At 70.4% G+C, this 19,674-nt stretch carries 17 protein-coding genes; 3 read left to right on the top strand and 14 right to left on the bottom strand.

Features of this window, described 5'->3' with window-relative positions; all coding sequences use genetic code 11:
- Positions 1 to 67 precede the first annotated feature (67 nt).
- The 8 genes from ABD330_RS17095 to arc all read right to left on the bottom strand — a co-directional run bounded on the left by ABD330_RS17095 (position 68) and on the right by arc (position 10,080).
- The gene (locus ABD330_RS17095; protein ID WP_344465844.1) at positions 68 to 1,375 is read right to left on the bottom strand and encodes an FKBP-type peptidyl-prolyl cis-trans isomerase; all 1,308 of its coding nucleotides are present in this window, start codon (positions 1,373 to 1,375) and stop codon (positions 68 to 70) included.
- A gap of 139 nt (positions 1,376 to 1,514) precedes the next feature.
- Positions 1,515 to 2,486 carry an FKBP-type peptidyl-prolyl cis-trans isomerase gene (locus ABD330_RS17090; RefSeq protein ID WP_344465842.1) on the bottom strand — a complete coding sequence of 324 codons (972 nt, stop codon included), beginning with the start codon at positions 2,484 to 2,486 and terminating at the stop codon, positions 1,515 to 1,517.
- A gap of 185 nt (positions 2,487 to 2,671) precedes the next feature.
- Positions 2,672 to 4,033 (bottom strand): Pup--protein ligase, encoded by a 1,362-nt coding sequence (gene pafA / locus ABD330_RS17085; RefSeq protein ID WP_344465840.1) that lies wholly within the window; start codon positions 4,031 to 4,033, stop codon positions 2,672 to 2,674.
- Between the two features lie 142 nt (positions 4,034 to 4,175).
- Positions 4,176 to 4,925 carry a proteasome subunit alpha gene (gene prcA, locus ABD330_RS17080; protein WP_344465838.1) on the bottom strand — a complete coding sequence of 250 codons (750 nt, stop codon included), beginning with the start codon at positions 4,923 to 4,925 and terminating at the stop codon, positions 4,176 to 4,178.
- Between the two features lie 100 nt (positions 4,926 to 5,025).
- Entirely contained in the window at positions 5,026 to 5,868 is an 843-nt protein-coding gene (gene prcB / locus ABD330_RS17075; RefSeq protein WP_344465836.1) for a proteasome subunit beta, read from the bottom strand.
- Positions 5,869 to 6,203: 335 nt separating this feature from the next.
- On the bottom strand, positions 6,204 to 6,422 hold the full coding sequence (locus ABD330_RS17070) for a ubiquitin-like protein Pup (RefSeq protein WP_344465834.1): 219 nt from the start codon (positions 6,420 to 6,422) through the stop codon (positions 6,204 to 6,206).
- A 185-nt stretch (positions 6,423 to 6,607) separates the two neighbouring features.
- Positions 6,608 to 8,119 carry a depupylase/deamidase Dop gene (dop, locus tag ABD330_RS17065; protein ID WP_344465832.1) on the bottom strand — a complete coding sequence of 504 codons (1,512 nt, stop codon included), beginning with the start codon at positions 8,117 to 8,119 and terminating at the stop codon, positions 6,608 to 6,610.
- 194 nt (positions 8,120 to 8,313) lie between these two features.
- Complete coding sequence (gene arc, locus ABD330_RS17060) at positions 8,314 to 10,080, bottom strand: proteasome ATPase (RefSeq protein WP_344465830.1); 1,767 nt, start codon at positions 10,078 to 10,080, stop codon at positions 8,314 to 8,316.
- Between the two features lie 283 nt (positions 10,081 to 10,363).
- On the opposite strand from arc, the gene ABD330_RS17055 reads away from it, so the two are divergent.
- On the top strand, positions 10,364 to 10,681 hold the full coding sequence (locus ABD330_RS17055; protein WP_344465828.1) for a ferredoxin: 318 nt from the start codon (positions 10,364 to 10,366) through the stop codon (positions 10,679 to 10,681).
- A 140-nt stretch (positions 10,682 to 10,821) separates the two neighbouring features.
- Here the strand turns inward: ABD330_RS17055 and ABD330_RS17050 are convergent, their stop codons facing one another.
- From ABD330_RS17050 to ABD330_RS17040, 3 genes are all read right to left on the bottom strand, one after another.
- Entirely contained in the window at positions 10,822 to 11,436 is a 615-nt protein-coding gene (locus ABD330_RS17050) for a hypothetical protein (protein ID WP_344465826.1), read from the bottom strand.
- Positions 11,437 to 11,629: 193 nt separating this feature from the next.
- Complete coding sequence (locus ABD330_RS17045) at positions 11,630 to 12,577, bottom strand: tRNA (adenine-N1)-methyltransferase (RefSeq protein WP_344465824.1); 948 nt, start codon at positions 12,575 to 12,577, stop codon at positions 11,630 to 11,632.
- A 48-nt stretch (positions 12,578 to 12,625) separates the two neighbouring features.
- Positions 12,626 to 13,855, bottom strand: coding sequence for a site-2 protease family protein (locus ABD330_RS17040; protein WP_344465822.1), 1,230 nt, complete (start codon positions 13,853 to 13,855; stop codon positions 12,626 to 12,628).
- 179 nt (positions 13,856 to 14,034) lie between these two features.
- On the opposite strand from ABD330_RS17040, the gene ABD330_RS17035 reads away from it, so the two are divergent.
- A complete protein-coding gene (locus ABD330_RS17035) occupies positions 14,035 to 14,955 on the top strand; it encodes a RecB family exonuclease (RefSeq protein ID WP_344465820.1) in 921 nt (306 codons plus the stop codon).
- Positions 14,956 to 15,627: a response regulator gene (locus ABD330_RS17030; protein WP_344465818.1), complete on the top strand. Its 672-nt coding sequence runs from the start codon at positions 14,956 to 14,958 to the stop codon at positions 15,625 to 15,627.
- A 220-nt stretch (positions 15,628 to 15,847) separates the two neighbouring features.
- Here the strand turns inward: ABD330_RS17030 and ABD330_RS17025 are convergent, their stop codons facing one another.
- The 3 genes from ABD330_RS17025 to ABD330_RS17015 form a co-directional block, all read right to left on the bottom strand.
- A complete protein-coding gene (locus ABD330_RS17025) occupies positions 15,848 to 17,452 on the bottom strand; it encodes an ABC transporter substrate-binding protein (RefSeq protein WP_344465816.1) in 1,605 nt (534 codons plus the stop codon).
- 368 nt (positions 17,453 to 17,820) lie between these two features.
- Positions 17,821 to 18,525, bottom strand: coding sequence for an HAD family hydrolase (locus ABD330_RS17020; RefSeq protein ID WP_344465814.1), 705 nt, complete (start codon positions 18,523 to 18,525; stop codon positions 17,821 to 17,823).
- 136 nt (positions 18,526 to 18,661) lie between these two features.
- The coding region (locus ABD330_RS17015) for a vitamin B12 dependent-methionine synthase activation domain-containing protein (protein WP_344465811.1) at positions 18,662 to 19,674 on the bottom strand (1,013 nt) is incomplete at its 5' end.

Here is a 19,674-nt window from a genome sequence, read left to right as displayed (position 1 = left end):
GCGGACCTCCGTGCCGCAGCCTGTCCGAGCACTACGGTACGGGCGTCCGCCGCCCATCCGGGTCAGGTTACTGGTCCGGAGCGCCGACACCCGCATCGAGAATGTCGATCACGAACACCAGCGTCGCGTTCGCCGGGATCGCGGCGGACGGCGGCTGGTCCTTGTACGCCAGCGACGCCGGGATCACCAGCTCGATCTTGCTGCCGACGTTCTGGCCGACGACGCCCTGGTCCCAGCCCGCGATGACGCTGCCGCCACCCGTGACGAAGCTGAACGCCTGCCCGTGGTCCAGCGAGGAGTCGAACTTCTTGCCGTCCTTGTAGAGCGCGCCGGTGTACTGGACGACGACCTTCTCGCCCTTCTCGACCTTCGGGCCCTTGCCCGGGATCAGCACGGCCGACTTCAGCTCGGTCGGGTCCGCGACGCCCGGGACGGGGGTGATGTCGGCGGCCTTCTTGCCGTTGTCCTTCACCGTCGGCATGCCGGCCGGCGGCTGCGCCAGGTCGCCGCCGATGGTGGCGTCCGGCGCGGTGGCCTGCTTGATGTCGACCACGAAGACCAGGTTGTCGGTCGCGCCGACGCCCATCTGGCTGTTGCCCTGCGAGCCGAAGCCGGCCGCCGGCGGGGCCACCACCAGCAGGCGGCTGCCCGCCTTGTGCCCGGCCACCGCGGCGTCCAGGGCCGGGATGAGCTTGCCCGCACCGGCCTGGTAGAGCTGCGGCTTGCCGTTGTCGTACGAGCCGGCGATGTCCTTGCCGGTCGCCCAGTCCTTGGCGGCGAAGTCGACGGTGACCCAGTTGCCCTTGTCGACCTTCGGGCCGTCGCCCTCGCTGACCTGCTTCACCACGAAGGTGCCGTCCGGCTTCTCCGTGGGCAGCGTGATGACCGGCTTCTTGCCGAAGTCACCGGCCACCGTCGGCAGCACCTTGGCGCTGTCCTTGATCGGCGGCACCGGGTCGGCCGTCGGCGTCGGCGGGGCCGTGGTCGGCGCCGCGTCGGCCGCCTTGGTCTTCGAGGAGTCCGGCCGGTTCACCATGTACAGCGTGACGCCGCTGCCGACCAGCAGCAGCGCGAGCACGGTGCCGAGGATCACGCCGAGCTTGCCCGCGCCGGGCGGGTTCTCGTCGTAGCCCGCCTCGGACAGGTCCTTGCGGCGCACGGTGGACGCGAACACCTGCGGCTCGTCGTCCTTCACCCCGTCCGTACGCGGCTGCGCCGGGGTCTGGCCCCAGCCCGCCTGCTGCTTCAGGATCGACGGCGGGACGACGATCGACTCACCGTCGCCCGGCAGCGGACCGCCGGGCCGCGAGGCGGCCGGGTCGGCGGTGCCGTTCGCGGTACCGGCCTCGCCCGGGCTCGACGATTTCTCAGACATGACTCCCCATCCATCCAGCCGTCCTACGCCCTCACCAGGGGCCCGACGACTCATACCACAGTGCGGACGGGCAGCAGTATGTCAGGTGATGATGAGGGTGGGCCCGAACAGGCCCGGTCGGGTGTGCCACACGGCACGGCTACACAGCCTCCAGGATGTCGATCACAAAGACCAGGGTCGAGTTCGCGGGAACCGAACTCTGCGCCTTGTCGCCGTACCCGAGCGACGGCGGCACCACCAGCAGGACCCGGCTGCCGACGGTCTGGCCGACCAGCCCCTGGTCCCAGCCCTTGATCAGGCTGCCCGTCCCCACCTGGAGCGCCTGCGCGCCGCCGTGGCTCCAGGACGAGTCGAACTGCTGGCCGTTGCTCCACAGCACGCCGGTGTACTGCACGACCAGCGTCTGGCCCGACTGGACCTGCTTGCCGTCGCCCTTGACCAGCACGAACTTCTGCAGGTCGGCGGGCGGCGCCGGGGGGCCGGGCGGGACGGTGATGGTCGGCGCGGCCTTGCCGTTGTCCTTCACCTGCGGCGAACCGGCGGGCGGCTGGGTGATGGTGCCCGCGATGGTGGAGTCCTGCGGCACGGACTCCATGATGTCCAGCACGAAGACCACGGTGTCCCCCGCGCCGACGCCGAGCGCCGAGTTCCCCTGCGCGCCGAAGGCCGCCGCCGGGGGCGCCACCACCAGCTGCCGGCTGCCGACCTTCTTGCCGAGCACGCTCTGGTCGAAGGCGGGCACCAGCTGGCCGCCGGCCGCCTGGTAGAGCTGCGGCTTCTGCCCGGAGTCGTACGAGCTCGCGAGGTCCTTGCCGCTGGTCCAGTCCTTCGCGGTGTAGTTGACCGTCACCCAGTCGCCCTTGGCGACCGTCGCGCCGTCGCCCTCGCTCACCGTGTGCACCACGTACTGCCCGCTCGGCTGCTGCCCGGCGGGGATGGTGATGGCGGCCTTGCTGCCGAAGTCCCCCGTGACCGTCGGCATCGGCGAGGCCGAGCCGACCGGGGTCGGCACGGCGGGGGCCGAGGCCGGCGTGGACGCCGAGGACCCGGCCGGGGACGGCGACCCGCTGCTGCACGCGGCGAGCAGGGCAACCGGTAGCGCTACGAGCAACCCGGCGATACGACGCACGGCGGTCCTAACTGTCGGTCGGTCTTGACCGTCAGCGTATGACCCGATTCGTCCCCCGCCGGGGAGGCACAACCACGGACACAGGGGTGGCGACCGGACGGCTCCGGTCGGCACCCCTCTTTCTGCTCACTCCAGGCGGTTCAGCCCTGCGACTCGCGGTGACCGGGTCACATCCCGGCGATGAGCTTCTCCACCCGCTCGTCCACCGCACGGAACGGGTCCTTGCAGAGCACCGTCCGCTGCGCCTGGTCGTTCAGCTTCAGGTGCACCCAGTCGACCGTGAAGTCCCGGCGCTGCTCCTGCGCCCGGCGGATGAAGTCGCCGCGCAGCCGGGCCCGGGTGGTCTGCGGGGGCACCGACTTCGCCTCGAAGGTCTTCAGGTCCGTGGTCACCCGCTGGGCCTTCCCGCTGTTCTGCAGCAGGTAGAACAGCCCTCGGCGGCGGTGGATGTCGTGGTACGTCAGGTCGATCTGGGCGATCCGCGGGTTGGACATGGTCATCTCGTGCTTCGCCCGGTAGCGCTCGATCAGCCGGTACTTCATGATCCAGTCGATCTCGGTGTCGACCTTGGCCAGGTCCTCCGTCCGCACGGCCTCCAGGGTGCGGCCCCAGAGGTCGAGCACCTTGGCGATGGTGCCCTCGTTGATGCCCTTGCGGTCGCAGAACTCCAGGGCCTTGGAGTAGTACTCCTCCTGGATGTCCAGCGCGCTGGCCTCCCGGCCGTTGGCGAGGCGGACCTGGTGGGTGCCGGTCAGGTCGTGGCTGACCTCGCGGATCGCCCGGATCGGGTTCTCCAGCGTGAGGTCGCGCATCACCACGCCGGCCTCGATCAGGCGCAGCACCAGGTCGGTGGCGCCGACCTTGAGCAGGGTGGTGGTCTCCGACATGTTGGAGTCGCCGACGATCACGTGCAGCCTGCGGTAGCGCTCGGCGTCGGCGTGCGGCTCGTCGCGGGTGTTGATGATCGGACGGGATCGGGTGGTCGCCGAGCTGACGCCCTCCCAGATGTGCTCGGCCCGCTGGCTGACGCAGAAGACCGCACCGCGCGGGGTCTGCAGCACCTTGCCCGCCCCGCAGATCAGCTGACGCGTCACCAGGAAGGGGATCAGCACGTCGGCGAGCCGGGAGAACTCGCCGTGCCGGCCCACGAGGTAGTTCTCGTGGCAGCCGTAGGAGTTGCCGGCCGAGTCGGTGTTGTTCTTGAAGAGGTAGACGTCCCCGGCGATGCCCTCCTCGTGCAGGCGCCGTTCGGCGTCCACCAGGAGGCCTTCGAGGATGCGTTCGCCCGCCTTGTCGTGCGTCACCAGCTCCGTGACGTCATCGCACTCGGGCGTGGCGTACTCGGGATGCGAGCCGACGTCGAGATACAGGCGGGCACCGTTGCGCAGGAAGACATTGCTGCTGCGGCCCCAGGAAACTACGCGGCGGAAGAGGTACCTGGCCACCTCGTCCGGAGACAGACGTCGTTGTCCCCGGAACGTACACGTGACACCGTACTCGTTCTCCAGCCCGAAAATTCGGCGGTCCATGAGGCATCTTTTCTCTTTTCGGAGCCTTCCGAAACCCTCTCGGAGGATGGCAATCCGATCACGATGTGCCGTCAATTCGCCGCAGGCGCACGGGAATCCCGTGCGACGGCGGAGGCCTTCGCACGGGATTCACGCGGGCGGGCTACTGGGGTGCGGCCGGGGAGTCCTCGTCCTCGGCGGCGGCGGATTCGTCGCCGCCGAGCAGGCGGGTGAGCTGGCCGCCCAGGATGCGCTTGAACTTGCGCTTCTGGGAGCGCTGGCGGTCCAGTACGGCGACCTCCAGCTGCTCGGTGGTGAGGGTGCGCGGGGTGCCGCCGCTGGGGTCCCTGGCGAGGGCGTCCACGGCCACCTTGAGCGCCTCGGCGAGGGTCAGCCCGACCCGGTGGCGCTCGCCGACGTACGTGCCGATGGAGTCGGCGTTGCCGCCGACCACCACGGAGTTCTTCTCGTCGACCACCGAACCGTCCGGCGTGAGCCGGTAGATCTGGTCGTCCTCCGGGGTCCGGCCGACCTCGGCCACCACGAGCTCGACCTCGTAGGGCTTCTCGCCGACCGAGGAGAAGATGGTGCCGAGCGTCTGGGCGTAGACGTTGGCGAGGCCGCGGGCCGTCACGTCGGCCCGGTCGTAGGAGTACCCGCGCAGGTCGGCGTAGCGGACGCCGCCGATCCGCAGGTTCTCGAACTCGTTGTAGCGGCCGACCGCGGCGAAGGCGATCTTGTCGTAGATCTCGGAGACCTTGTGCAGGGCGCGGGAGGTGTTCTCCGCGACGAAGACGATGCCGTCGGCGTAGGTGAGCACGACCACGCTTCGACCGCGCGCGATGCCCTTGCGGGCGTACTCCGCGCGGTCCGCCATGGCCTGCTGAGGCGAGACGTAGAACGGTGTGGACACCGGCGGGTCATCCCCTTCTGGAAACGGGCCCCTCCCGCCCGGGCGGCGGGCGAGGAGGGCGGTGGTGGGGTGGGGCGGACTGGGGCTTGTCGGACAGGCCCTAGATCAGCGGGGCCTGCGGGCCGTCCGGCTGCTCGCGGCGCCGGTCCGTGACGGAGATCGCGATCGCCGAGACCTCGGCATCGGAGAGCCGGCGGAAGCCGTCCTCGGTGATCACCGAGACGATCGGGAAGATGCCCCGGGCGAGGTCCGGACCGCCGGTGGCGGAGTCGTCGTCGGCGGCGTCGTAGAGTGCCTGGACGACCAGCATCGCGGCCTCGTCGGCCGTCAGGCCGACCCGGAAGAGCTTCTTCATCGAGCCCCGGGCGAAGACCGAGCCCGAGCCGGTGGCGGCGAAGCCACGCTCCTCGGAGCGGCCGCCCGTCACGTCGTAGGTGAAGATCCGGCCCCGGTTCAGCTCCAGGTCGTACCCGGCGAACATCGGGACGACGGCCAGGCCCTGCATGGCCATCCCGAGGTTGCCCCGGATCATCGTGGTGAGGCGGTTGGCCTTGCCCTCCAGCGAGAGGACGGCGCCCTCGATCTTCTCGTAGTGCTCCAGCTCCAGCTGGAACAGGCGCACCATCTCGACCGCCAGGCCCGCCGTGCCGGCGATGCCGACCGCGCTGTAGTCGTCGGCCGGGAAGACCTTCTCGATGTCGCGCTGGGCGATCACGTTCCCCATCGTGGCCCGGCGGTCGCCGGCGAGCACCACGCCGCCGTCGAAGATCGCCGCGACGATGGTGGTGCCGTGCGGCGCCTCGATCGTCAGGCCCTCGGGGAGGGCCCGGCTGCCGGGGATCAGCTGCGGCGAGTGCTGGGCCAGGAAGTCGATGAACGACGAGGACCCGGGGGTCAGGAAGGCAGCCGGTAGACGCCCGGTGCCACCAGTGTTGGCTTCCACTCGATTCCTTCCAGGTAGATCATCAAGGATGCCCGGACCCTACCCGGTTCGACGGCTTGGTCCACCTACCGGGCCCGTCCGATTCTGCGCGATCCGCCCCGGCGCGCCCGGCGCCCGCCGGCAGCGCGCGCTGCCGGCGCGCACCGTCACCGCACGCCGCCGGTGTGCACCACCGGCACGCGCCGTCGCGGGCACCGCTGCCGCACGCCGGCCGGCGTCGCGGCCGCGCTCGGTGCGCGTTCGCGCGCAACAAGTCCCGAGGACCCATTGCGCGCGAACGACGGCCGGGAGGCTGATCCCGGGATTTGCCCGATTAACGGAATCGGGCATTCAGGCTACTGTCCGCCCTTCTGGACGAACTGCCGGACGAAGTCCTCGGCATTCGACTCCAGCACGTCGTCGATTTCGTCCAGTACCGCGTCGACGTCATCGCTCAGCTTTTCCTGGCGCTCCTTGAGGTCGTCGGAGTTCTGCGCTTCGACAGCCTCCTCCTCGGCCTTCTCGGAGGAGCGGTTCGCCCGCTGCTGGCCGCCGTCGGTGTCCTTGCTCGCCATTTTCCTCACCCCGCTCGACTCGTCTGGCACGGTACGGTCTGCGCTGCTCCTCAGACCCTATACACCGGGGGCCCGATTCGCCCCCGGTTCGTGGTGGGCGCTGATACTTCAACGCTCCGCGCTCCCCCGAATGATTCCCATTCGGGGGGCGTTCACCCGTAGTGATCGAAAAGTTACCGGACGTCTCATTGGCCGGACAGCACCCGGACGAGCTCCTCGGCCGTCCGGCACCGGTCCAGCAGTTCCTTGACGTGCTTGCGGGTGCCCCGCAGCGGCTCCAGGGTGGGGACCCGCTGGAGCGAGTCCCGGCCCGGGAGGTCGAAGATCACCGAGTCCCAGGAGGCCGCCGCGACGTGCTCGGCGTACTGCTCCAGACAGCGGCCGCGGAAGTACGCCCGGGTGTCCTCCGGGGGCTTGCGGACGGCCCTGGTCACCTCGTCCTCGGTGACCAGCCGCTCGAACCGCCCACGGGCCACCAGGCGGTTGTAGAGGCCCTTGTCCGGCCGGACGTCGCTGTACTGGAGGTCCACCAGATGCAGCCGGGAGTTGTCCCAGTCCAGGCCGTCGCGCTGGCGGTAGCCCTCCAGCAGCTCCTTCTTGGCCACCCAGTCGAGCTGCCGGGACAGGCTCATCGGGTCCCGCTCCAGGCGGCCGAGCACGTCCTCCCAGCGGGTCAGCACGTCCACCGTCTGCTCGTCGGCGTCCTGCCCGTAGCGGTCCTCGACGTACTTGCGGGCCAGCTCGCAGTACTCCATCTGGAGCTGGACGGCGGTGAGTTTGCGGCCGCTGCGTAGCGTGATCAGGTGCGAGAGGGAGGGGTCGTGCGAGACCCGGTGCAGGGTCCGGACGGGCTGGTCGACGGCCAGGTCGACCGCGATGAAGGACTCCTCGATCATCGCCAGCACCAGCGAGGTGGTGCCCAGCTTGAGGTAGGTGGAGATCTCCGAGAGGTTGGCGTCCCCGATGATCACGTGCAGCCGGCGGTACTTCTCCGCGTCGGAGTGCGGCTCGTCCCGGGTGTTGATGATCGGGCGCTTGAGCGTCGTCTCCAGGCCGACCTCGACCTCGAAGTAGTCGGCGCGCTGGCTGAGCTGGAAGCCGTCGGCGGAGCCGTCCTGGCCCAGCCCGACCCGGCCCGCGCCGGTGACCACCTGGCGGGAGACGAAGAACGGGGTGAGGTGGCGGACGATGTCGGCGAACGGCGTCGACCGCTTCATCAGGTAGTTCTCGTGGGTGCCGTAGGAGGCGCCCTTGTTGTCCGTGTTGTTCTTGTACAGGTTGATCCGCTGCCCGTTCGGCAGCTCCGCCGCACGGGCGGCGGCCTCGGCCATCACCCGCTCGCCGGCCTTGTCCCAGAGCACGGCGTCGCGCGGGTTGGTGACCTCGGGCGAGCTGTACTCGGGGTGCGCGTGGTCGACGTAGAACCGGGCGCCGTTGGTGAGGATGATGTTGGCCAGGCCGATGTCCTCGTCGGTGAGCTGGCTGGCGTCCGCCACGTCGCGCGCCAGGTCGAAACCCCGGGCGTCGCGCAGCGGGTTCTCCTCCTCGAAGTCCCAGCGAGCCCGCCGCGCCCGGTGCATCGCCGCCGCGTAGGCGTTGACGATCTGGGACGAGGTGAGCATGGCGTTGGCATTCGGGTGCCCGGGCACGGAGATCCCGTACTCGGTCTCGATCCCCATCACGCGCCGTACGGTCATGCGGCCCTCCTTGCCCTGCGCTCCGCCCCCACCGGGCCGAGCACTGACGTACCGCTCACTGCAACCGCCGCCGGGCGGGACTGCCGCCGGGCGACGGGTCGAGCCTAGAACTCCAGGCGCCGTTGTGGAGCCGAGACGCACCGTCCGGCTGCGGGGCCCGTGGGCGCCGCAGCCGGACGGTGGCACCGACTCGGTTACAGGTACTGCCCCGTGTTGGCGACGGTGTCGATCGAGCGGCCGGACTCGGCGCCCTGCTTCCCGGTGACGAGCGTGCGGATGAAGACGATCCGCTCGCCCTTCTTGCCGGAGATCCGGGCCCAGTCGTCCGGGTTGGTGGTGTTGGGCAGGTCCTCGTTCTCCTTGAACTCGTCCACACAGGCGGCGAGCAGGTGGGAGACGCGGAGCCCGCGCTGGCCGTGGTCGAGGAAGTCCTTGATGGCCATCTTCTTCGCCCGGTCCACGATGTTCTGGATCATCGCGCCGGAGTTGAAGTCCTTGAAGTACAGGACCTCCTTGTCACCGTTGGCGTAGGTGACCTCCAGGAAGCGGTTCTCCTCGGTCTCGGTGTACATCCGCTCGACGACGGCCTGGATCATGGCGTCCACGGTGGTGTCCACCGAGCCGTCGTGCTCCTTGAGGTCGTCCGGGTGGAAGGGCAACGAGTTCTTCAGGTACTTGGAGAAGATGTCCTTCGCGGCCTCGGCGTCCGGGCGCTCGATCTTGATCTTCACGTCGAGGCGGCCGGGCCGCAGGATCGCCGGGTCGATCATGTCCTCGCGGTTCGAGGCGCCGATCACGATGACGTTCTCCAGGCCCTCCACGCCGTCGATCTCGGCGAGCAGCTGCGGGACGATGGTGTTCTCCACGTCCGAGCTGACACCGGAACCACGGGTGCGGAAGAGCGACTCCATCTCGTCGAAGAAGACGATCACGGGCGTGCCCTCGCTGGCCTTCTCACGAGCCCGCTGGAAGACCAGGCGGATCTGCCGCTCGGTCTCGCCGACGTACTTGTTGAGCAGCTCGGGGCCCTTGATGTTCAGGAAGTAGCTCTTGCCCTGCGGACGCCCGGTGACCTCGGCCACCTTCTTCGCGAGCGAGTTGGCCACCGCCTTGGCGATGAGCGTCTTGCCGCAGCCGGGCGGGCCGTAGAGCAGCACGCCCTTGGGCGGGCGCAGCTCGTACTCCTTGAACAGGTCGGCGTGCAGGTACGGGAGCTCGACCGCGTCGCGGATCTGCTCGATCTGGTTGGCCAGACCGCCGATCTGCCGGTAGTCGATGTCCGGGACCTCTTCGAGGACCAGGTCCTCGACCTCCGACTTGGGGACGACCTCGTAGACGTAGCCGGAGCGGGGCTCCAGCAGGAGGGCGTCACCGGAGCGCAGGGTGATGTCGCGGAGCGGTTCGGCGAGCCGGACCACCCGCTCCTCGTCGGTGTGCCCGGTGACCAGGGCTCGCTCGCCGTCCTCCAGGACTTCCTTGAGGGTGACGATGTCGCCGATGCTCTCGAAGGCCATCGCGTCCACGATGTTGAGGGCCTCGTTGAGCATCACTTCCTGGCCGCGGCGCAGCTCGTCGAGTTCGACACTCGGGCTGACGTTGACGCGGAGCTTGCGGCCGCCGGTGAAGATGTCGGCGGTACCGTCCTCGTTCTGGCTGAGGAAGGTGCCGAATCCGGCCGGCGGCTGGGCGAGCCGGTCCACTTCCTCCTTGAGGGCCACGATCTGGTCGCGGGCCTCACGCAGGGTGGAGACGAGCCGTTCGTTCTGAGCCGTCACGCCGGCCAGACTGGTCTGGAGCTCGACGACTCGCTCCTCGAGGACTCTCGAGGTGCGCGGCGAGTCGGCGAGCTTGCGGCGCAGGACGGCGATCTCCTGCTCGAGGTACGAGAGCTGAGCTGCCTCGTCGGAACCTCGCGCGGGCTTACCGGTGCTGCGGGTGTAGTCGTCATCGTGGGCTGCCACGGTCCTCACCTCCTCCGGGGGGAGCTGGACGCTTCCAGACCCTACCTGGACCCAGGCGTTCGTAAACCCCTAGATCAGAAAGATGGAACGGGCGTGTCCGATCTTCGCCCTTGCATGCTTCCCCTCTGCCCATGAGATACCCACCGTTCAACACTCAAAGCGGACCAGAGGTATCGTCGGTGCGGTCAATACCTGATCGTGACCGTGGAAACCGGTCGGATCGTTGTACGAATGGCAGGAATGCCCCCAAGAAGGGCGTCCTGGGACAGAAACGGCAGGGGACATGTCGGCAACCGGCGAAACCGTGGCTGAGACCGTGGCGGGCGAGGAGCTCGAAGTCTGGATCGACCAGGACCTCTGCACCGGCGACGGCATTTGCGTGCAGTACGCCCCGGAGGTCTTCGAACTGGACATCGACGGCCTGGCGTACGTGAGGGACGGCGAGTCCGACGAGCTGCTCCAGCAGCCCGGTGACACCGTGCCGGTGCCGCTGACGCTGCTTCAGGACGTGGTGGACTCCGCGAAGGAGTGCCCCGGCGACTGCATCCACGTCCGGCGGGTCCGGGACAAGGTCGAGGTGTTCGGGCCCGACGCGGAGTGACCTGCGGCCGGCTCGCTCTGTGCGGGCCGGCCCGTGCTCTTCGGGGGCGCGGGGGCTGCGCGAGGCGGGAGGGTGCGGCGGTGTGCCTTCCGTTTTCGCGCAGTTCCTCGCGCCCCTTTTGGGGTTGCTGCGCGAGGCGGTCAGATGCCGGTGAGGGGGGTCTTGGTCTCGGTGCGGGTCCACTGGCCGTGCTGCGGGGTCCAGGTCAGGCTGACCGTCAGGTCGGGGCAGCAGTGCGGGACGTCGGTGCTGGAGTAGCCCTTGGCGCGGCCGGTTATCGTGCCGTCGCTGCGCAGCCGCATCTCGGCGAGGGTGAGGCCCTCCTCCGGCCGGACCAGCGTGGCCTGGACCACGGGCCGTCCGTCGGGGCCCGCGCCCAGCAGGTACGCGCCGTCGGGCGGGGTGCCGTTGTCGGCGGCGCAGTGGGCGGCGGCCACGGTGACGGCGCGGCCGTCGAAGCTCGCGCTGGCCCGCAGTGCCACCTTGACCGGGAACGGCCCGCAGTCGAGCGGCAGTTCCGCCTTGGCCGGATCGGGTGCGTCTGCGTCCGGGACGGGCCGTACGACCGGCCCGGCGGCCCCGTTGGCGGTGGTACTGCCCTGTGCCGGGCTCACCGCCAGTGCGCCCGCGATCACCGCTCCGCAGCCGGCGGCCACCAGGGCCCAGTGCCGGAGCGCGGGCCTGGCATGGGCGGGTGTCTGCTTCTCGTCCGTCATCGGCGTGCTCTGCCCCGTCTCGACCGCAGCTTCCACCAACGCTGTCCCCTCCAGGGTGGGTGATGTGAGGCAGCATCGTCCCACATCGCGGTACGTCCGACAGCACCGGGGGAACGCACGCGACCGGCCAACCACCAGGGGCGCGGGGAACTGCGCGAGACCGGAAGGCACCGACGTGTGCCCTACCGCTCCGCGCAGTTCCCCGCGCCCCTGTCCGTGGCTGATCGAGTGCCTAGTCCAGCTCCGGCGCGTCCTCACGCGCCGCCGCACGGGCGGCCGCGCGCTCGGCGAGGGTGCGCTCGGGCGAGTTCTCGTAGTCCTCGCCGTAGGAGCCCTTGGCCGGCCGGCGGCGGCGCAGCGGCGGCTCGACGCCGTCCGCGAGCCGGCGCGAGGTCAGCAGGAAGCCGGTGTGGCCGATCATCCGGTGGTCCGGGCGGACTGCCAGGCCCTCGACGTGCCAGGTGCGGACCATGGTCTCCCAGGACTGCGGCTCGGTGAAGGTGCCGTGCTCGCGCAGGGCCTCCACCGTCCGCGACAGCTGGGTGGTGGTGGCCACGTAGCAGCAGATCAGACCGCCGGGGACGAGCGCCTTGGAGGCGATGTCCAGGCATTCCCACGGGGCGAGCATGTCGAGGATGACGCGGTCGACGTCCGTCTCCACCAGGTTGTCCTGGAGGTCACCGACGGTGAGCTTCCAGGCCGGGTGCGGGCCGCCGAAGTAGCGCTCGACGTTGCCCTGGGCGATGTCGGCGAAGTCCTGGCGGCGCTCGTACGAGGCGAGCACGCCGGTGTCGCCGACCGCGCGCAGCAGGTACGTGCTGAGCGCGCCGGAGCCGACGCCGGCCTCGACCACGCGGGCGCCGGCGAAGATGTCGGCCATCGCCAGGATCTGCCCCGCGTCCTTGGGGTAGATCACGGCGGCGCCGCGCGGCATGGACAGGACGTAGTCGGGGAGCAGGGGGCGCAGCGCGAGATACGGGACATTGCCCGTGGTGCGCACGACAGTGCCCTCAGGAGCGCCGATCAGCTCGTCGTGCGGGAAGGCACCCTTGTGGGTGTGGAACTGCTTCCCGGTTTCGAGCGTGAACGTGTAGTGGCGGCCCTTGGGGTCGGTCAGCTGGACCTGGTCCCCGACCTGGAAGGGCCCGCGTCGGCGGGTGGCACCGGTCGGTTCGGACATGCGGTCAATCCTAAGGGAACCGGAGGGTCCGGCCGACCAGATTGATCGTTAACCGGGCGCCGGGCGCCCCGAGACGGCGGTGCTGAGCCGCCGTTCGATGTCCATCAGGGCCAGCACCCCGTACACCGAGCCGTCCGGCCGCTGCACCAGGTACTCGGTCGCCGGGGTCCGGCGCAGGGCCCCGAGCAGCTCCTCGCCGGTCAGGTCGAGGCCGAGCCGCAGGCCCGGTTCGAGGTCGCGGGCGAGCGCGCCGACCGCGACCCACGGGCGGCGGTGCTCGGGCACGGCGGTGACGGCGGCCTCCTTGACCAGGCCGATGGGCTCGCCGCGGCCGTCCACCACCACCATCGCCCCCGCCTCGGCCTCGCGGGCCTGGCGGAGCGCCTCGCCGAGCGGGGTGTCGGCGGCGACCTGGACGGCGCGGCGGCACAGCTCCCGCACCCGCAGGGCGGGGAGCGCCTCGCGCATCCGGGCGTTGCGCACGCTGCCGGTCGCGCCGTTCCAGATGATCACCGCGAGGACGGCCGAGAGCACGCCGTCGATCAGGCTGTCGGTGGTGCTGCGGCTGGCGCCGCCCCGGGCCGCGGAGAGCATCGGCAGGCCGAAGAGCACCACGAGGGCCAGCCCGCGGCCGGCCCAGGCGGCGGCGACGGTGCCGGACATCGGGCGGCCGGTGACGGCCCAGACCACGGCGCGCAGCATCCGCCCGCCGTCCAGCGGCAGGCCGGGCAGCAGGTTGAACGCCGCGACCACCAGGTTGGAGACCATCAGCCCGGCCAGCAGCACGCCCGGCACGGTGTCGGGCCGGACGGCGAGCAGCGCGAGGTAGAACACGCCGCCGAGCACCAGCGAGAGCAGCGGTCCGACGAAGGCGAGCCAGAACTCCCGGCCCGGCGTCTCCGCCTCCTTGTCGATCTCGGAGACGCCGCCGAAGAACTGGAGCTGGATCCGCCGCACCCCGAGCTTGTAGCGGAGCGCTACCAGGGTGTGGGCGAGTTCGTGGACCAGCACCGAGCCGTAGAAGGCGATCGCGAACGACAGCGAGACCAGGTAGCGGGTGCCGCCCAGTTCGGGCAGGACGTCGGTGAGCTGGCCGCCGAAGATCCAGGTGATCAGCGCCGCGATCACGAACCAGGACGGGGTGACGTAGATCGGCACGCCGAACGGGCGCCCCACCAGGATCCCGCCGGACCGCTCCGGACGCCCCTGGCCGCCGGGCGCCGGCGCACCGCCCGCCGGTGGTTGCTCGGAGGTCTGCTGCCCCCTGGTGTCACTCACCGTGGCCCCTTCGCTCGATCCGTCCCCGCCTGACCGCCCACGCTACGTGATCTCGAAGTGAAATCCGCGTGCGCCCCCGGTGGTGTCATACCCGTTCAACGCCGGTGTCAGCGCGATCCGTGCCCCTCGGCGGGCGGCCCTGGCAGCGGGATGGCAGTGGCGGGCCATAGGCTCGGGGTATGCACCAGACCGACAGCGGCCCGACCACCGCCGCCGTGCCCCGGCCGGCCTCGGCGCCTACGGGGCTGTCCCCCTCCCGAGCGGGGGACTTCATGACCTGCCCGCTGCTCTACCGGCTGCGGGTGATCGACCGCCTGCCCGAGCCGCCCAGTGCGGCGGCGACCCGCGGCACGCTGGTCCACGCCGTGCTGGAGCGGCTCTTCGACAGCCCGGCCGCCGAACGCACCCCGGAGCGGGCGCTGAGCCTGCTGCGTCCGCAGTGGGAGCGGCTGCTCGGCGAGCGGCCGGAGCTCGGCGAGTTGTTCCGCGGGAACGACGAACACAGCCCTGCGGACGCCGACGGCGCCGCGCTGGCCGGCTGGCTCGGCGACGCGGAGAAGCTGATCGACCAGTGGTTCAAGCTGGAGGACCCGACCCGGCTGCACCCCGTGGAGCGCGAGCTCTACGTGGAGACGGTGGTGGAGTCCGGCCTGCTGCTGCGCGGCTACATCGACCGGGTCGACGTCGCGCCGACGGGTGACGTGCGGCTGGTCGACTACAAGACCGGGCGGGCCCCCAGGCGGGACTTCGAGGGCAAGGCCATGTTCCAGATGAAGTTCTACGCCCTGGTGGTGTGGCGCTGGAAGGGCGTGGTCCCCAAGCGGCTCCAGCTGGTCTACCTCGGCGGGGGCGGCGACGTCGTCACCTACGACCCGGACGAGGCCGACCTGCTGGCGACCGAACGCAAGCTGACGGCCCTCTGGGAGACCATCACCCGGGCCGTCACCACCGGCGACTTCCCCGCCACCCGCAACCGGCTCTGCGACTGGTGCGACCACCAGGCCAGCTGCCCCGAGTTCGGCGGCACTCCCCCGCCGTACCCGCTGCCGGTCCAGGCGGGACCGCACGATGAGCCGATGCCGACGAACAAGGAGTCGTAAGTGACGATCCGAGTGCTGCTGGTCGACGACCAGCCGCTGCTGCGCACCGGTTTCCGGATGATCCTGGAGGCCGAGCACGACCTGGTGGTGGTCGGCGAGGCCGGGGACGGGCAGCAGGCGCTGGAGCAGGTCCGCGCGCTCCAGCCGGACGTGGTGCTGATGGACATCCGGATGCCCCGGATGGACGGCGTCGAGGCCACCCGCCGGATCGCGGGCCCCGGGCGGGACGGCCCGGCCAAGGTGCTCGTACTGACCACCTTCGACCTGGACGAGTACGTGGTCGAGGCGCTGCGCGCGGGCGCCAGCGGCTTCCTGCTCAAGGACGTCCCGGCCGAGGAGCTGGTGCAGGCGATCCGGGTGGTCGCGGACGGCGCCGCGATGCTGGCCCCGAGCATCACCCGCCGTCTGCTGGACATGTACGCCACCAAACTCCCCTCGGGTGACGAGACCCCGCCGCAGGCGCTGGCCTCGCTGACCGAGCGCGAGCTGGAGGTGCTGAAGCTGGTCGCGCGCGGGCTGTCCAACGCGGAGATCGCCGGAGAGCTGTTCGTCAGCGAGACGACGGTGAAGACCCACGTCGGGCACGTGCTCACCAAGCTCCGGCTGCGGGACCGCGTCCAGGCCGCGGTGTACGCCTACGAGAGCGGGCTGGTGCGGCCCGGAGCGCTCTAGGCTCCGCGGGGGGGCTTGTGCGAGGGGGTGCGTGCGGCGCCGTACCTTCCGGATTCGCGCAGTTCTCCCCCAGCCTTCGGCCGGGAGGTGCCCCCACGCGCCCCTTCCCGCCAACCCCTACGCGCAGGGGCGCGGGGGACTGTGCGGGGCGGAAGGTGCGGCGGCCGCACTCTTCCCGTCCCGCGCGGTCCCCCGCGCCCCTCGTACTGCTGGCCGGCAGTTAGTTCTTGCGGCCGATGTCCCAGAAGCGGAAGATGCCGGAGTTGTCCACGGTGGAGTCGACGCCGGTGATGTCGCTGCGCGAGGCGTAGAACGCCTTGTTCTGGTAGACCGGCACCAGCGGCACCTCGGTCGCGACGATGTCCTGCATCTGCCCGTAGGCGCCGCCGGCCGAGCGGTCGGTCTGCTTGATGCTCTGCGGCACCAGCTCCTGGCTGATCTGCGGGTTGTCCCAGCCGTTGTGGTAGGCGCCGCCGCCGACCACCAGCGGGGTGATGTAGTCGTCGGGGTCGACGTAGTCGGGGACCCAGCGGGCGGCGTAGGCCTGGTAGCTGCCGGCCTTCCAGCCGTCCTGGAACTTGCCCCAGTCCGGCTCCTGCACGACCGTCACCTGGAACAGGCCGGAGGCCTCCAGCTGCTTCTTGATGGTGGCCATCTCGGTCTCGCCCGAGCGGGCGCGGGACCAGGTCAGCGTCATCTTGACCGGCAGCGAGACCTTGGCGTCGGTCAGGAACCGCTTCGCCTTCGACACGTCCGGCTCGCCGTACTTGTCGAAGAACGCCGTGTTGTGACCGGCGATCCCGGCCGGGACGACCGAGTAGAGCGGCTGCACGGAGCGGGCGAACACGTCGCGGACGATGGCCTGGCGGTCCAGCAGCTGGGCCACCGCCCGGCGGACGGCCGGGTTGCCGGTGACGGGGTCCTTGGTGTTGAAGACCACGAAGCTGACCTCGGCGCTGTCGCCCTCGGAGACCTGGACGTTGCTGTTGCCCGCGATCTGGTCCTGCTTCAGCTGGGTCGCGACGGTGGGGTCGAGGCTGTTGTTGTCCGTCAGGTCGATGTCGCCCTTGTCCAGGGCGGTCTTGAGGTCGTCGGCCTGGTTGAAGAACCGCACCACGAACTTGCTGTTCTGGAGCTTGTCGTCGCCCTGGTAGTGGCTGTTCGCGGAGAGCGCGATCTTCGCGGGGCCGTGGCCGGCCGAGCCCGTCATGTTCTCGATCGAGTCGATCTTGTACGGACCGGAGCCGACCAGCTTGTCGTTGGCGAGCAGCTTGTCCGCCGGGAAGACCTGATGGTCCACGATCGAGCCCGCGGCGGAGGCCAGCTTCGCGGGGAGCACCGCGTCCGGCGTGTTGAGGTGGAAGACCACCTCGGTGTCGCTCTTGGCCTCGACCGACTTGATGGTCGACAGCAGCGCGGCAGGGCCGCTGGGGTCGTTGATCTTCTGCATCCGCTGCACGGAGAACACGACGTCGGCGGCGGTGAGCGGGTGCCCGTTGGAGAACTTCAGGCCGCTGCGCAGCGTGCAGTCGTACGTGGTCGCGTCGGCACCGGTGAAGCTGCACGCCTGCGCGGCGTCCGGCTGCGGGACGGTCGCACCGGAGGGGAACTGCAACAGCGACTGGAACGTGTTGTTGAGGACCAGCCAGGAGCCCGCGTCGTACGCGCCCGCCGGGTCCAGCACGTTGGTCACATTGACCGTGCCCATGGTGATCGCGCTGCTCGAACCGCCGCCGACGACCCGGGAGGCGGAGGCGCAGCCCGCTGCCGTGGTGGCGACCATGGCGGCGCACCCGAGAACGGCCAGTCGTTTGGCTGAAGTCATGCGGAATACGTTCCTTCTCCATGCGGGCCGGCGGTGGAGCCGGTGGCTGCCGCGGCGCCGTCGGGGTACGACGTCGTCGCGGGGTCCGTACGACCGCACCGCCGGGCCGGGCCGGAGGGATCACCCTGCGGAGGGCGGCGGTGCGAGGGGTCGAATGCAGCCGTGGGGGGACTGATCGGATGTAGCGTGCCACATCGGGCACGGACGAAAATCATCCAGTAGTACCCCATCGGACGGCCTGACGGGACATCGACCTGAGCAGGCCGATGACTTGTCAGCCAATGCCCGATTTCTCCCCTATGCCGTGCACAACCAGTGGCCGCCACGCCGCAGCGCGGATGCGGCGGGCCGGGAGAAAGAGAGCAATCTCACACGTGGGCCGCGACCACCGCGTGCAGCAGGTCGAGATCGAGGAGTTCCAGCGAGGCCAGCACGGTGCGTCCCGGGCCCGGCTCGATCGGTGCGACGGACGGCACCGCGATCACCGGGCAGCCGGCCGCCTCGGCGGAGAGCACGCCCGTCGGGGCATCCTCGACCACCACGCAGCGGCCGGGCTCGGCACCGAAGCGGGCGGCGGCGTACAGGTACGGGTCCGGGTGCGGCTTGGTGCGGGCCACCTCGTCGCCGGCCACTGTGAAGGCGAAGTGCTGGGCGCCCAGGCTCTGCAGCACGATGTCGATGATCGCGCGGTGCGAGGCGGAGACCAGGGCCGCCGGGATGCCGTGCGCGCCGAGCGTGTTGAGCAGCCGCTCGGCGCCCGGCATCAGCGGCACGCCGCCCGCCAGCAGGTCGACGAAGCGCTGGTTGATCAGGACGGTCAGCTCGGCCGCACTGAGCGTGACCCCGGTGGTGGCGATCAGGTAGTCGAGCACCCGGCTCATCGGGCCGCCGACCACGTGGGCCCGGTCCGCCTCGGTCAGCCGGTGGCCCAGCTCCGCGAAGAGCGTGACCTCCGCCTGCCACCAGAGGTTCTCGGTGTCGACCAGTGTGCCGTCCATGTCGAGCAGCACCGCCTGCAGGCCGTCGCCCCCGGAGCGGTCGAGGCTGCCGGAGGGGGTCGAGATGGTCGTCATACTGGTGGGTCCTTCCCGTTGGAGCGCGCCCGGGGACGGCACGGGCCGGCCCGCTGGTCAGCGGACCGGCCCGTGAGGGATCATCCAGAATACGCCTGCGCGGCCGGAAAGAGACGAACGCAGCGCGGCGGTCGGATTACCTGGCGTTGAAGTACTTCGCCTCGGGGTGGTGGATCACGATGGCGTCGGTGGACTGCTCCGGGTGCAGCTGGAACTCCTCCGACAGCACCACCCCGATCCGCTCCGGCTTCAGCAGGTCGGCGATCTTCGCGCGGTCCTCCAGCTCCGGGCAGGCGCCGTAGCCGAGCGAGAACCGCGCACCCCGGTACTTGAGGGCGAACATGTCGCGGACGTCCTGCGGGTCCTCGTCGCCGAAGCCCAGCTCGTAACGGACCCGGGCGTGCCAGAACTCCGCCAGAGCCTCCGCCAGCTGGACGGACAGGCCGTGCAGCTCCAGGTAGTCGCGGTAGGCGTCCGCCTGGAACAGCTCGTTGGCGGCCTCCGAGATCCGGTTGCCCATCGTCACGACCTGGAGGCCCAGCACGTCCCGCTCGCCGCTCTCCTCCGGACGGAAGAAGTCCGCCAGGCACAGCCGCCGGCCGCGGCGCTGGCGCGGGAAGGTGAAGCGGGTCCGCTCGGCGCCGTCCTCGCCGTAGACGATCAGGTCGTCGCCCTTGGACGCGGCCGGGTAGTACCCGTAGACCACCGCGGCCTCCAGCCACCCCTCGGTCTGCAGCCGGTCCAGCCACATCCGCAGCCGCGGCCGCCCCTCCGTCTCCACCAGCTCCTCGTACGACGGCCCGTCACCGGCCCGCGCCGCCTTCAGACCCCACTGGCCCTTGAACAGCGCGTCCTCGTCCAGCCAGGACGAGTAGTCCGCGAACGGGATTCCCTTGACGATCCGGTCACCCCAGAACGGCGGCTCCGGCACCCGGTTCGCCACCGAGACGTCGGAGCGGATCTGCCCGAGGTTCTCCTCCTCGACCTCCGCGACCTCGACCCGGGCGTGCCGGCGCTGCTTCAGCTCCGGCAGCACCGCACCCGGCACCCCCCGCTTGACCGCGATCAGCGCGTCCATCAGCCGCAGACCCTCGAACGCGTCCCGGGCGTAGCGGACCTCGCCCTCGTAGATCTCGTGCAGGTCCTGCT

It is taken from the genome of Kitasatospora kazusensis, assembly GCF_039529945.1.
GTDB lineage: Bacteria > Actinomycetota > Actinomycetes > Streptomycetales > Streptomycetaceae > Kitasatospora > Kitasatospora kazusensis.
This window is presented reverse-complemented; position numbering and strand designations above follow the sequence as displayed.

What these genes read in the sequence shown, in the direction of transcription:
- ABD330_RS17095 (WP_344465844.1), bottom strand. Translation starts at nt 1,375, where the DNA reads ATGTCTGAGAAATCGTCGAGCCCGGGCGAGGCCGGTACCGCGAACGGC.
- pafA (WP_344465840.1), bottom strand. Translation starts at nt 4,033, where the DNA reads ATGGACCGCCGAATTTTCGGGCTGGAGAACGAGTACGGTGTCACGTGT.
- ABD330_RS17070 (WP_344465834.1), bottom strand. Translation starts at nt 6,422, where the DNA reads ATGGCGAGCAAGGACACCGACGGCGGCCAGCAGCGGGCGAACCGCTCC.
- dop (WP_344465832.1), bottom strand. Translation starts at nt 8,119, where the DNA reads ATGACCGTACGGCGCGTGATGGGGATCGAGACCGAGTACGGGATCTCC.
- ABD330_RS17055 (WP_344465828.1), top strand. Translation starts at nt 10,364, where the DNA reads ATGTCGGCAACCGGCGAAACCGTGGCTGAGACCGTGGCGGGCGAGGAG.
- ABD330_RS17045 (WP_344465824.1), bottom strand. Translation starts at nt 12,577, where the DNA reads ATGTCCGAACCGACCGGTGCCACCCGCCGACGCGGGCCCTTCCAGGTC.
- ABD330_RS17035 (WP_344465820.1), top strand. Translation starts at nt 14,035, where the DNA reads ATGCACCAGACCGACAGCGGCCCGACCACCGCCGCCGTGCCCCGGCCG.
- ABD330_RS17025 (WP_344465816.1), bottom strand. Translation starts at nt 17,452, where the DNA reads ATGACTTCAGCCAAACGACTGGCCGTTCTCGGGTGCGCCGCCATGGTC.
- ABD330_RS17020 (WP_344465814.1), bottom strand. Translation starts at nt 18,525, where the DNA reads ATGACGACCATCTCGACCCCCTCCGGCAGCCTCGACCGCTCCGGGGGC.